Here is a 13,475-nt window from a genome sequence, read left to right on the forward strand (position 1 = left end):
ATACTTTTTTAATAAGAGATACTAAAGAGGGAAATATGGTGTAAATACAGAAATTTTAATCAATATACTAAAAAATAAAAAACAGCAAAAGAAAAGAAATTATATAAAAAATAGCAGGTTCAATTAAAAACTATTTTACAAAGAAAAAATAAAAATATGGAAGAAAAAATGAGAGAAGGGAAATATAGAAAAACAAATAAAGTATGATGAAATATATAAAAAATTAATAATTGACATGTAGAAAAAGAAAAAAATTACACAAGAGAAGAGAAAAGGAAAGATGCCTAAAAGAGAGAGGTAAAAAAATGACTCCTTAAAAAATGGGGAGTTAGGAGGTGTAAATATTCGCATTATTACAAAAAGGCGTCCTGTAGAAATCTTTTTCAAAAAAATAATCCGTGAAGCTTTTTAGAATTATAGATCAGTATAGGAAAATAATACTACTAAAATAGAATATTGTCAATACTAAAAAAACCTATAATTTGACATTTTTAAGAAATGTTAGAACGATTTTATTGAGTTTTGGAAGAGAAAAAGTTCTCATTATTGTAATAATGCGAACTTTTTTAAATTATTTGGAAGTAACAATTTTTACAAAAATTAAAAATAGATATTAAATTTTAAAAATTGGAAAAAATATGAAATTCAAACTTTGAAAAATGTTGGGAATAAAATAGATAAAGGTTAAAGAATATGAGTAAAAATACATACATTTCAAATAAAACTATTAATTGAATATTTTAGATAAAAAATATTACAAAATATATAAAAAGAAATAAAATTAAAATATAGAATTAATATTTTTTAAATAAAAGCGAAAAAGAAACATTTGAAAATGGGGATGGGCTATGAGACACAGCAGAAATGCAAAAATAAGAATAATATATTTTCTAATGCTCTTCTTTATGTATAGAAGTATATTTGTATATTTAGGATTAAGTATAAATACAGCAGTATATGGAATTTTTATTTTAATTTCTTTTTTTTACTATTTGTTAGATCTACTTAATTTCAATAATTATAAATATAAAACGAAAGATTTTATATATTCTAGTATTATAAATTTTTGTGGATTTTGTGTATTCTATTTTTTTTATAAAAAAATAGAATTTATTAATGCTTTTCTTTTTTATGACTTATTTCAAAATACCCTAAGATATTTCCTTCTTATTTGCAATAAGAAAGTAATGAATGTAGCAATAATTGACAGTGGCGATTACACAAATAAAATAGCTGATATTTTGAAAAAAAACAAACAATATAATTATGTAGGATATTTAAATGATGAAGAAAGAAATAAAGAAAAATATCTTGGAAAAATAACAGATATAGAAAAAATAGTAAAAGAAAAAAATATAGAAAGTATAATTTTCACTAGCAGAAAGCAGATAATAAATTATTCAAATATAATAACTAATCTTAAATTACAGGGAATAAAAATAATAGATTATATAAGCTTTTTAGAAAAATGTGAAGGAAAGATAGATACAGAAAAAATAGATGAGCTTTGGATAGTGATGTCAGATGGATTTTTAGTTTTAAATAATACACTGCAAAAAAGAATAAAAAGGTTTTTTGATATAGTAGTATCAATATCGATGCTTACAGCAACTTTGCCTATTATAGTCCTTACTTACATATTAGTAAAACTGGATATAGGGATTAAAAGCCCAATGAAAATAATTAGAAATCCAGCATTTTTTAAGCAGAAAAGAATAGGGATAAAGGGAAATGAATTTGAAATAATTAAATTTAGAAGTATGAAGATACATGATCCAGCGAAATTTTCAAAATATGCTTCAGAAGATGACAATAGAATCACTTCAGTGGGAAAGTTTATAAGAAAAACAAGATTAGATGAACTACCACAATTAATAAATGTACTAAGAGGAGAGATGTCCTTTGTGGGACCTAGACCAGAATGGAATGAATTGGGAAGAGAATATGAGAAGAAAATAAAAAACTATAAGTTGCGATATGCAGTACAGCCAGGACTTACAGGTTGGGCACAAGTAATGTATTCATATGGAGCTTCATTGGAGGATGCAGAGATAAAACTGGAATATGATTTGTACTATATAAAACATCAAGATTTTGTAATGGATATGATTATATTTTTTAAAACATGTAAAACAGTAATATTTGGGAAGGGAAGATAAAATGGAAGTGACTTTATTGATTGATAATTTTATTCCAGATCTAGGAGCAGCATCTTTTAGATTTGAAAGTGTAGTAAAAGAGTTAGCAGACAGAGGATATAAAGTTAAAATAATAGCTTCATATCCCAATAGAATAGAATTAAAAAATTTTAAAGAGTTTGAATATAAAGATATTGAAATATATAGAATATGTAAAACAAAGCTAGCAGAAAATATATTAAGAAGAGCATTTAGATATTTTAAATTTTTCTATGAAGCTATAAAAATTGGGAAAAAAATAGCAAAAAAATCTGATATTGTAATAGCTACTAGTCCACAACTATTAGTAGGAGTAGCAGGGGCAATAATATCAAGGCTAAACAAGAAAGTTTTTTTAATAGATATAAGAGACTTATGGCCAGATATAGTCTTAGATATGGGAGTGATGAAGAAATATAATCCTATATATTTATTTTTAAAAGTACTGGAGAAATATATGTATAGACAAAGTAAATTTTTAGTATACAATTCACCAGGATTCTATAACTACTTGATATCTAAGTATGATGAAGAAAAGATGAAATTGATAACTAACGGAATAGATGACTATATTTTAAACTATTTTAAAAATAAAGAAATAAAAATAGAGGAAAAGGACAAATATAAAATTTTATATGCTGGAAATATCGGAATAGCTCAAGATATAAGAATTCTAATAGATTTAGCAGAAAAATATAGAACTAAAATAGAAATTATCATTATTGGAAAAGGCAGCCAGGAATCAATAATAAGAGATTTAATTAAAGAAAAACAAATAACAAATGTCTATTTAATACCGTCAGTTCCAAGAAATAAATTATTAGAAAAATATGAGGAAGCTGACATATTATTTTTACAATTAAAAGATATTAAAATGTTCGAGAAAACGATTCCATCAAAAATATTTGAATACTTAGCTTCACAAAAACCTATTATTTATGGAGTAGAAGGTGTTGCTAAAACAATACTTAAAGAAGAATTTAATAGAAAATATTATTTTAAAGCTAACAATATTGAAGATTTAATAGGAACTTTTGAAAATTTAATAAAAGATATTGCAAAAAATAATTATGTAAAACCTGACTTAGAAGTATTAACTAATAATTATTCAAGAAAAATGCTAAGTAAAAAATATGTAGATAAAATTGAAAAAATCTATGAAAAAAATAAGTTTGAGTAAAAAATATTTATTAGGGAGTTTAAAATGCTAGAAATTTCTATAATAATTCCAACATGCAAACCAGATTATTATATTTGGGAATGTTTAGATTCAATAAAAAATCAATCTCTAGACAGAGTTTTTTTTGAAGTATTAATAATATTAAACGGAGATAAAGAACCATATTTTACAGAAATTAAAAATTATATAAAAAAAAATGAGTTAAATAATTTTAAATTAATTTATTCTAAAGAAAAAGGTGTTTCTAATGCGAGAAATATAGGTATTGAAATGTCTCAAGGAGATTATATTGCATTTATTGATGATGATGATTATATAAGTAAAAATTATTTATTAAACTTCGAGAAAATTAAATCTGAAGATTCTTTATGTATTGCTAATTTTATTAACTTTAAGAAAAAATATGTAGTTTTGAAAGAAATAAAATATAAAATTAATGATTCAACAAGTTCATTAAATAAATATAGAAAAATATTTTCATATATTGGTGGAAAAATTATTTCAAAGAAAATTATTGAAAATATATTTTTTGATACGAATTTAAAAAATGGGGAAGATTCTTTATTTATGGTAGAAATAAGTAAAAATATAAAATATATTAAAACAGGAGATCAAGATACTATTTATTATAGAAGAGTAAGAAATAATTCAGCAAACTTTAAAAAAAGAAAAAAAATGGAAATTATAAAAAATAGTTATGGACAAATAAAAAAATATATTTCTTTTTATCATAACAATCAATATGATAAAATGTTTATTTTTATTAAAATAATGGCTGTTATAAAGGGAATGTTTGTAAGTATTTTTAGGAGAAAAATATGATTTATTTTATTAATTTTTTATTAAGTGTTTTATATTTCTATTCACTAAAACGATATAAAGATTTAACTTTTTTTATGTATTTTCCTATATTAATATTATGGACAATGATTATAGGATTGCAATTTGGAGTAGGAACAGATTACTTTAACTATTTAAGAATTTATAATAATCCTAATTATTTAGAGTTATATTTTAGAAAAAAAGAATATATATTTTATTTTTATATAAAATTTATAAAATTTTTTTTCATAGAAGGGCAATCATTTTTCATTATAACATCCTTTTTAGAGAATTTAATATTTTATATTTATTTAAAAACTTTATTAAAAAACAAAATAATCAATTTAAAAAAATTATGGATATTTATTTTTTTGTTTTTATGCTTTGGAACAACATTTTATAATCAAACAAATGGGATAAGACAATATTTTAATATATATTTATTGATAATAATGAGTGTTTTTATAATAAATAAAAATTTTCTATATTATAATATCATATTTTTTATTGGATTAAATATACATAGGAGTTTTCTTTTTTTATATCCTCTTTATTTTATAAATTTTATAATAAAAAAGATTAATAAAAAAACTTTTATAATTTTTATAATTTTAGTTTTAATACTAAATTTCTTACCTATCGTTAAAGTTATAAAAGAGATTATAAAATTTGTTCCAAGATATAAGCATTATGTATATTATGATTATTTTTCAGAAATAACTTTGAAAAATAAAATAACAAAAATGATTTTTGTTCCATTTTATTTAGAAAGTGCAAAATTAATTGATAATATAAAAAATGAAAAAAAAGCTTTAATACTTAGATGGGGAATATTTGGATTTATAATAAGAATATTTTGTTTGAAAATAACTGTATTAAATAGAATAGGAGAATATTTTGTTCTTTTGAGTTTATTTCCAATATATTTTTTAATAGAAAATTACATAGAAAAAAATAGCAAATTTAAATTATTTATATTATTTTTTATGATACTAGGACTTTTTGTAACAAAAACTATTATTTTTCCTAAAGGAGAATATTTATATAATTCTTATTTATTTAATTAATTTTAATTTGAAGGAGAAAGATGAGAAAAAAAGTATTGTATATATCATCGCTTATAGTAAAAAAATCTAGTTCAGCTTCAATACGAAATACTGGTTTGGTAACAGGGTTAATAAAAAATAAAATTAATATAGAAATTTTAACTGTGAAGTATTTAGATGAACTGGAAGATGAATATTTAAAAAGCAAATTAGCAAATATTAAGATTCATAATGTTGATTTAAAAATATTAAATAAATATTTAAATAAAAGATTTAAAGCAAAAAATGTAGAAAATAACATTTTTAAAAATATATTTAAAATAATAAAAAATTTAATAAAAGAAATTTATTTTTTTCCTGATGTTGATAAAGAATGGATAACAGAATTTAATAAATTAAATATAGACTTTGAAGAATATGATCTAATAGTTTCCTCTTCAGATACTAAAACTTCACATTATATAGGAGAAAAAATAAAAAAATTATATCCAAATATAATTTGGTTTCAAATTTGGGGAGATCCTTGGAGTAGTGATATAGGATTAAGCAAATTAAAAAAAATTAGAGCCAAATTTAAGGAAAAAGAGTTACTAAAAAAAGCAGATAGAATATTTTATGTATCTCCTTTTACACTAAACGATTTGAAAAATAAGTATCCAAAATTTAGTAATAAAATGAAATACATTCCAAGAGGTTATTTAGAAGAAGTTAAAGATAGTTCTAAGAGCGAAAGAGATAAAATTATTATAACATATACAGGAGTTTTGAATAAAAATAGAAATATATTGCATTTTTTAAAATTATTAAAAGAGTATAATGATAAAAATTTAAAGAATATAGAATTTAATATATATGGAAATATAGATGATAGTCTTTTAAAGAATATAACAGTTTTTTCTTTTGTTTATTATAAAGGAAATGTTTCATTTGAAGAAATAAAAGAAGTTTATAAAAAATCAGATTATTTATTGTTTATTGATAATGGAAATAATACTACTCAAATACCTGGGAAAATATATGATTACTTAGGTACAAATAAAAAAATAATTTGTTTATTTAAAAATAAAAATGAGATATATAACTATTTTAAAAGTGAACTTCGGCTATTAACTTATCAAGAGAATGAAATTGATTTATTAGAAATTTTAAATTCTCCAGAAAGAGTAGTGGATAAAAGATTTTCAAATGATATTATTGCTAAAAAATTAATTGAGTATTATATGGAGATGAAAAAATGAAAGTAGGATTAATATTTGGAACAAGACCTGAAGCAATAAAAATGTCTCCAGTGTATCATGAACTTAAAGGAAATGGAATAGATGTAAAAGTTGTAGTGACAGGTCAACATAAAGAAATGCTATATCAGGTATTAGATCTATTTGAAATAAAACCTGATTATGATTTAGAGATAATGAAGCAGGGACAGGGACTTTCAGAACTTACAGGAAGATTGATGTTGGAACTGGATAAAATAGTGAAAAAAGAAAAGTTTGACTATATCTTAGTTCAAGGAGATACAACATCAGTTCTCACAGGAGCATTAACAGCTTTCTATAATCAAATACCAGTGGGGCATATAGAAGCTGGACTTAGAACAGGAGATATATACTCTCCATTTCCAGAGGAAGCAAATAGAAAACTAGTTGGAAATATAGCTGATATCCACTTTGCACCTACAGATGTAAATGTAGATAACTTGCTGAGAGAAAATTATCCAAAAGAGAAGATAATAAAATGTGGGAACACAGTTATAGATGCTCTTTACTGGGTAAAGAAAAATAAGAATAAAGATATAGAAGAGATAAAGAAAAAGTATGGAGTAAATGATAAAAAATATATTCTCATAACAATGCACAGAAGAGAAAACTGGGGTAAACCAATGGAAGAAACTCTAAGAGCAGTCAGAGATTATCTGGAGAAACATGAAAATATTTACTTAGTCTTTCCAATGCATTTAAATCCTTTAGTTAGAGATACAGCGCATAGAGTGTTAGATGGATTTGAAAGGAAAATTTTAATAGAACCTTTGGAGTATCTAGAATTTATAGCAATAATGGATGGAGCTCATTATATAATGACAGATTCGGGAGGAGTACAAGAAGAAGCACCAAGCTTAGGAAAGCCAACACTTGTACTAAGAGATACAACAGAGAGGCCAGAAGCAATAGATGCAGGAACAGCAAAACTTACAGGAACAAAGTATGAAGATGTAATAAAAGATATGGAGCTATTAGAAGAAGAAACATATGAAAAGATGTCCAAAGCTAATAATCCATATGGAGATGGAAAAACATCAGAAAGAATAAGAAAATATTTAGAAACTATCTAGTTGACTTGGAGGAAGAAAAAATGAACACACTTTTAAAGAAAGCAGAAGAAAAAGATTTAAAAATTACAATATTGGGAATGGGATATATAGGCCTTCCAACAGCAATAGCATTTGCAAGAGCTGGATTTACAGTAAATGGATTTGATGTAAATAAAAAAGTTATAGAAACTTTAAAAAATGGACATATCCATATAGTAGAACCAGATCTTCAGGAAGCTTTTGAAGAAGCTTTGGGAAGTGGGAGATTACTTCCTACGGATAAACTAGAAAAATCAGATGTATTTATAATAGCAGTACCAACACCATTTAAAAAAGAACATGAAGAAAAAATAGCAGATCTATCATATGTAGGAAGCGGAGCAAAAGAAGTAGCTGAGGTATTGGAAGAGAATAATCTGGTTATACTGGAATCAACAGTTCCTCCAATGACAACAAAACTAATGACAGATATATTAGAAAGAGAATCAGGAATATCAAGAGATAAATTTATGACAGTTCATTGTCCAGAGAGAGTATTACCAGGAAAGATACTATATGAACTTGAGCATAATGACAGGATAATAGGAGCTGAAAGAAAAGAAGCAGCTGAATATACTAAGGTAATATATGAAGCAATGGTAAAAGAGGGAACATGCTATATAACAGATGATATAACAGCAGAAATGTGTAAATTAGTAGAGAATACTTTCAGAGATGTAAATATAGCTTTTGCAAATGAACTGTCAGTAATATGTGACAAGCTTAATATAAATGTTTTTGAACTTATAAAACTGGCAAATAAGCATCCAAGGGTAAATATACTGACACCAGGAGCTGGAGTAGGAGGACATTGTCTTGCAGTAGATCCATGGTTTATAGTAGAGAAATTCCCTAAAGAAGCAAATGTAATAAGAGAAGCAAGATTAATTAATGATTTTAAACCAAGATTTATAGTAAATAAAGTAGATGAAATACTTAATGGGAATAAAGAATTGACAGTTGGAGTATTAGGATTAGCATATAAACCAGATATAGATGATCTTAGAGAGTCACCAGCAATGGAGATAGCAGAAATATTGAGGGATAAAGGATATGAAGTAATAGCTTGTGAACCAAATGTAAATAAAGAAGAAGTGGATGGATTCAAGCTTTATTCTTTAGAAGAAATTCTAAAAAAAGCTGATTATTTAGTATTAGCACAGGGGCATAAAGAGTTTAAAGAAAATATACAACTATTAAAAACTAAAAAAATATACGACTGTTTAGGAATAATAAATCTAATTTAGTTAATTTTTTTATTACATCTAAGATTCTTTACAGAAAAGAAAGAAATATGCACATAAAGCTTCTAATATATTGCATCTATAAAGATAATGATAAATTTATGAAGGAGTACAGGAAGAAATACCAAGAGCGGGCATTTGTATTAATAACTTGTATAAATATGGAAGACTTCTAAAAAATATCTAAGTATCTAATAATTTAGAGAAAAATTATAATAAAAAAGTATTAGAAAAAGGAGAAAAAAAATGCGAATTATTTTATGTGACAATAGAATGGAAGGACATCATAAGCCATATTTTTCTACACTTTTAAAGTTAAATTATACCAAATTAAAGTATGTAGAATTAGATTTAGCTCCTTCACTAAAAAAGAATTTTTTTAAATATTTCCTCTCTAGAAGGAAACTAATTAAAGAGTTTTTAAAAAATAATGAAGAGAATGATGATGTTATAGTACATTTTTTAACTTTAGATTTTATTTATTCATATATGTTTTTAAAAAAAAGTATAAATGCAATTGGAACTTTACATCAAGTTCCTAAAAGTTTATTAAAAAAGATATTTTTAAAGATTTTTTCTAAAAAAATAAGATTAATAATCGTACATTCAGAATTTCTAAAAGAAAATTTAAAAAGAATGGGAATAGAAAATGTAAGAGTAGTAAATTATCCTAGTTTTTATAACTATTCAAAAATTGGGAATAAAAATGAATTAAGAATAAAAAATAAAATAGATAGTGAAAAAATAGTATTGAGTTGTTTAGGAGGAACAAGGAAGGATAAAGGATTAAATATTTTGTTAGAAAGTCTGAAATATATAAATATAAATTTTAAAAAAAATCTTTTAATAAATATAGTTGGAAAAGAAGAAGAATTTAAAAAAGAGTATATAGAGAAAGAATTAAAAGATATACCAAATAGAATAATACTAGAAAAAGTAAGTGATGATGAGTTTATGGAAAATATTCTAATAACTGATTTAATGATTATGCCATATTTAAAATCTTTTGGTGGGGTAAGTGGTCCAATGACAGAAGCAATTGTTAATAAAATACCATGTATAGCTCCAAAAGAATTAGAAATTGGAAAAATTATAATAGAAAAAAATATAGGAGAAGTATTTAATTGTGAAGACCCTATTGATTTAGCAAGAGTAATAGAAGAAACAATAAAAAAAATAAATAGTTATTACAATACAAATTATCATACTAAATTAACTAAAGAAAATTTTTTAAAAAAATATGATGAAATATATAAAAATATCTGTGAAAATAAAAATTAGAAAATTATTTGAAAAAATAATTAAATTTTAAGGAGAGATTTTAATGAAAAAGATAGCATTAATAACAGGAATAACAGGACAAGATGGCTCATATCTTGCAGAATTTCTTTTAGATAAAGAATATGAAGTACATGGAATAATAAGAAGAGCTTCAACTTTTAATACAGGAAGAATAGAACATCTATATATAGATGATTTAATTGAAGATATGCATAAAGAAAGAAAAATATACCTTCATTATGGAGATATGACAGATTCTATGAGTATAACAAGATTAATAAGAGAAATAAAACCAACAGAAATATATAACCTTGCAGCACAATCTCATGTACAGGTATCTTTTGAAGTACCAGAGTATACAGCTGATTCAAATGCAGTAGGAGTATTAAGAATACTTGAAGCAGTAAGATTTTTAGGAATGGAAAAAACTTGCAGGATATATCAAGCTTCCACTTCAGAATTGTTTGGAAGAGTACAGGAAGTACCACAAAAAGAAACAACACCATTTTATCCAACATCACCATATGCAGTAGCAAAGCAGTATGGATATTGGATAGTAAAAAACTATAGAGATGCCTATGATATGTATGCAGTAAATGGAATACTATTCAATCATGAAAGTGAAAGAAGAGGAGAAACATTTGTAACAAGGAAAATAACATTAGCAGCAGCAAGAATATCAAAAGGATATCAGAAAAAACTATACTTAGGAAATCTGAATGCGCTTAGAGACTGGGGATATGCAAAAGACTATATTGAATGTATGTGGCTTATGATGCAGCAAGATAAACCAGAAGATTTTGTAATAGCAACAGGAGAACAATACTCCGTGAGAGATTTTTGTAATATAGCATTTAAAGAAGTAGGAATAGAAATAGAATGGTGTGGAGAAGGTATAAACGAAAAAGGAATAAATAAAGTAACAGGAGAAACGGTAATAGAAGTAGATCCAAAATACTTTAGACCTTCAGATGTAGAAACATTACTAGGAGACCCAACAAAAGCAAGAACAGTACTAGGATGGAATCCAAGAAAAACATCATTTAAGAATTTAGTAAAAATAATGGTAGAACATGATTTAGGATTTGTGGAAAAAGATCATTTTTTAAAAGTAAGGGGATAAGTCATGATAAATTTAAAAGAAAAGCAAATAATAGTAACAGGTGGAGCAGGTTTTTTAGGATCTCATGTCATTCAAAAATTATTGGAAAGAGGTTGTAAGAAAGAAAATATTTTTATTCCAAGAAGTAAAAATTATAATTTAACTAAAGAAAGAGATGTAAAAAAATTATATGAAGATTTTAAAGCAGATATAGTTATTCATATTGCAGCAGATATAGGAGGAATAGGATATAGTAAAACACACCCAGCATCTCAATTTTATAATAATTTAATGATGAATACTTTAATACAAGATTTAGCATATAAAAATAGAGTGGAAAAATTTGTAGGAATAGGAACTGTATGCTCTTATCCTAAGTTTGCTCCAGTTCCATTTAAAGAAGAAGATTTATGGAATGGATATCCTGAAGAAACAAATGCAGCTTATGGATTAAGCAAAAAGATGATGTTAGTGCAGTCACAAGCCTATAGAGAACAATATAATTTTAATGCAATTCATTTGTTGATGATCAATTTATATGGACCAAAAGATAACTTTTCTTTGGAATCATCACATGTAATTCCAGCATTAATAAGAAAAATGTTAAAAGCAAATGAAGAAAATTCAGATATTGAAGTATGGGGAGATGGAAGTGCATCAAGAGAATTTATTTTTGTTGAGGATGCAGCAGAGGCAATAATACTTGCAACAGAAATGTATGATGGAAAAGAACCTGTAAACATAGGAAATGGTCAAGAAATTTCAATAAAAGAATTAATAGGAATTTTAGCAAATTTATTAAAATTTCAAGGTAAAATTATTTGGGATAAAACAAAACCAAATGGACAACCTAAAAGAAGATTGGATGTTTCAAAGGCTAAAAAATATTTTGATTTTAAAGCAAAGATGGAATTAAAAGAAGGGTTAAATGAAACGATAAAATGGTATTTGGAGAATAATTGATGAATAGATTTGACATTTTAAAAAAACAAGTGTCGTTTGGAATGATATATAAAATATTAAGTATGGGATTAAGTTATTTTTCAATTCCTTTATTTTTAAAATATTTAGGTCAGCAGGATTATGGGTTATGGATGACAATTTTTTCAATTGTAAGTTGGATATATACATTTGATTTAGGAATAGGAAATGGACTTAAAAATAAGCTTACAGAAAGCTTAACTAAAAAAAATTATAATGAGGCTAGAGAATATATAACTACTGGATATATTGTTTTAGGAATAATAGCCATATGTATTCTTACTTTAGGATTAATTGGAATTAAAGTAATAGATATTGGAAAATTTTTAAATATAGATTTTTATAGTGAAAATTATATAAAATTAATATTTGAGATAGTATTTGCAATGACTATTTTAAATTTTATAGTTTTTTTATATAAAACTTTTTATCTTTCTATTCATAATAGTTCTATTATGAATCTGGGTAATTTTTTATTTCAATTACTCTTTATTATTTCACTATATATCCTTAATTATTATAATAAAGTTTCATTAATAACAGTATCAATAATTTATCCTGGAATAAATTTAATATTAGGATTATTTTTTACAAAAAAGTTTTTTAATAAATATAAAGAATTGACTCCCAGTATTAAGAGTTTTAGTAAAAAAAAAATAAAAGGGATAGGAAGTATAGGAATAAGTTTTTTTATAATACAAATATCAGTGCTCTTCATACTTACTGTTGACAATTTATTGATAACAAAATATGTAGGAACAGATGCTGTAGCAAGTTATAGTATAGTTTCTAAATTGTTTCAGAGCTTTATAGTATTGGAGTCAATAATTTCAGTTCCTATGTGGACTTTATTTCTTGATTCATATATAAAAAAAGATAAAAAATGGATACTAAATATATTTAAAAAAATTAATATATTATTTCTATTTTTAATAATAGTAATAATAGTAGTTATATTTTTAGCACCTTATATAATTAAAATATGGATAGGGCGAGAAATATTTATTCCTAAATATCTTATTTTATTATGGGGAATATTTGTATTAAATAGAGTATATGGAGATATACATATGATTTTTATAAATGGAACAGGAAAAATTCATTTACAAATGTGGCTATATGTTTTAGGAGGTATCATTAATATCCCTCTTTCTATATATTTTATAAGGGATTTAGACATGGGAAGTAGTGGAGCGATTCTTGGAACGAATATATGCATGTTACCATTGGCAGTAATAATGCCCATACAAGCACACTTTATCATAAAGAAAATGAAATAATGAGGTAAATAAAGA

11 protein-coding genes are annotated in these 13,475 nt (G+C 24.3%); all 11 read left to right on the forward strand.

Translation table 11 applies throughout. The annotated features are described in order from the left end of the window. The first annotated feature begins 905 nt into the window (after nucleotides 1–905). Nucleotides 906–2,159: an exopolysaccharide biosynthesis polyprenyl glycosylphosphotransferase gene (locus C4N20_RS10915; protein ID WP_231940511.1), complete on the forward strand. Its 1,254-nt coding sequence runs from the start codon at nucleotides 906–908 to the stop codon at nucleotides 2,157–2,159. Between the two features lies 1 nt (nucleotide 2,160). Next, nucleotides 2,161–3,357 carry a glycosyltransferase family 4 protein gene (locus tag C4N20_RS10920; protein WP_005976276.1) on the forward strand — a complete coding sequence of 399 codons (1,197 nt, stop codon included), beginning with the start codon at nucleotides 2,161–2,163 and terminating at the stop codon, nucleotides 3,355–3,357. Between the two features lie 24 nt (nucleotides 3,358–3,381). Next, the gene (locus C4N20_RS10925; RefSeq protein ID WP_005976278.1) at nucleotides 3,382–4,179 is read left to right on the forward strand and encodes a glycosyltransferase family 2 protein; all 798 of its coding nucleotides are present in this window, start codon (nucleotides 3,382–3,384) and stop codon (nucleotides 4,177–4,179) included. Nucleotides 4,180–4,283: 104 nt separating this feature from the next. Beyond that, nucleotides 4,284–5,246 (forward strand): EpsG family protein, encoded by a 963-nt coding sequence (locus C4N20_RS16860; RefSeq protein WP_415050672.1) that lies wholly within the window; start codon nucleotides 4,284–4,286, stop codon nucleotides 5,244–5,246. A gap of 20 nt (nucleotides 5,247–5,266) precedes the next feature. Further along, nucleotides 5,267–6,463: a glycosyltransferase family protein gene (locus C4N20_RS10935; RefSeq protein WP_005976284.1), complete on the forward strand. Its 1,197-nt coding sequence runs from the start codon at nucleotides 5,267–5,269 to the stop codon at nucleotides 6,461–6,463. Then, nucleotides 6,460–7,554: a non-hydrolyzing UDP-N-acetylglucosamine 2-epimerase gene (wecB, locus tag C4N20_RS10940; RefSeq protein ID WP_005976286.1), complete on the forward strand. Its 1,095-nt coding sequence runs from the start codon at nucleotides 6,460–6,462 to the stop codon at nucleotides 7,552–7,554. The genes C4N20_RS10935 and wecB overlap by 4 nt, the downstream gene beginning before the upstream one ends. Nucleotides 7,555–7,574: 20 nt before the next feature. After that, entirely contained in the window at nucleotides 7,575–8,819 is a 1,245-nt protein-coding gene (locus C4N20_RS10945; protein WP_005976288.1) for a nucleotide sugar dehydrogenase, read from the forward strand. A gap of 243 nt (nucleotides 8,820–9,062) precedes the next feature. After that, nucleotides 9,063–10,097 carry a glycosyltransferase family 4 protein gene (locus C4N20_RS10950; protein ID WP_005976290.1) on the forward strand — a complete coding sequence of 345 codons (1,035 nt, stop codon included), beginning with the start codon at nucleotides 9,063–9,065 and terminating at the stop codon, nucleotides 10,095–10,097. 43 nt (nucleotides 10,098–10,140) lie between these two features. Next, nucleotides 10,141–11,220, forward strand: a complete 1,080-nt coding sequence (gene gmd, locus C4N20_RS10955) for a GDP-mannose 4,6-dehydratase (protein ID WP_005976292.1) — start codon at nucleotides 10,141–10,143, stop codon at nucleotides 11,218–11,220. A gap of 3 nt (nucleotides 11,221–11,223) precedes the next feature. Further along, nucleotides 11,224–12,162: a GDP-L-fucose synthase family protein gene (locus tag C4N20_RS10960; protein ID WP_005976294.1), complete on the forward strand. Its 939-nt coding sequence runs from the start codon at nucleotides 11,224–11,226 to the stop codon at nucleotides 12,160–12,162. Then, nucleotides 12,162–13,460, forward strand: coding sequence for a lipopolysaccharide biosynthesis protein (locus tag C4N20_RS10965; RefSeq protein ID WP_106878579.1), 1,299 nt, complete (start codon nucleotides 12,162–12,164; stop codon nucleotides 13,458–13,460). Before C4N20_RS10960 ends, C4N20_RS10965 begins: the two co-directional genes overlap by 1 nt. Nucleotides 13,461–13,475: the final 15 nt, after the last annotated feature.

Source organism: Fusobacterium ulcerans, from assembly GCF_003019675.1.
Lineage (GTDB): Bacteria > Fusobacteriota > Fusobacteriia > Fusobacteriales > Fusobacteriaceae > Fusobacterium_A > Fusobacterium_A ulcerans.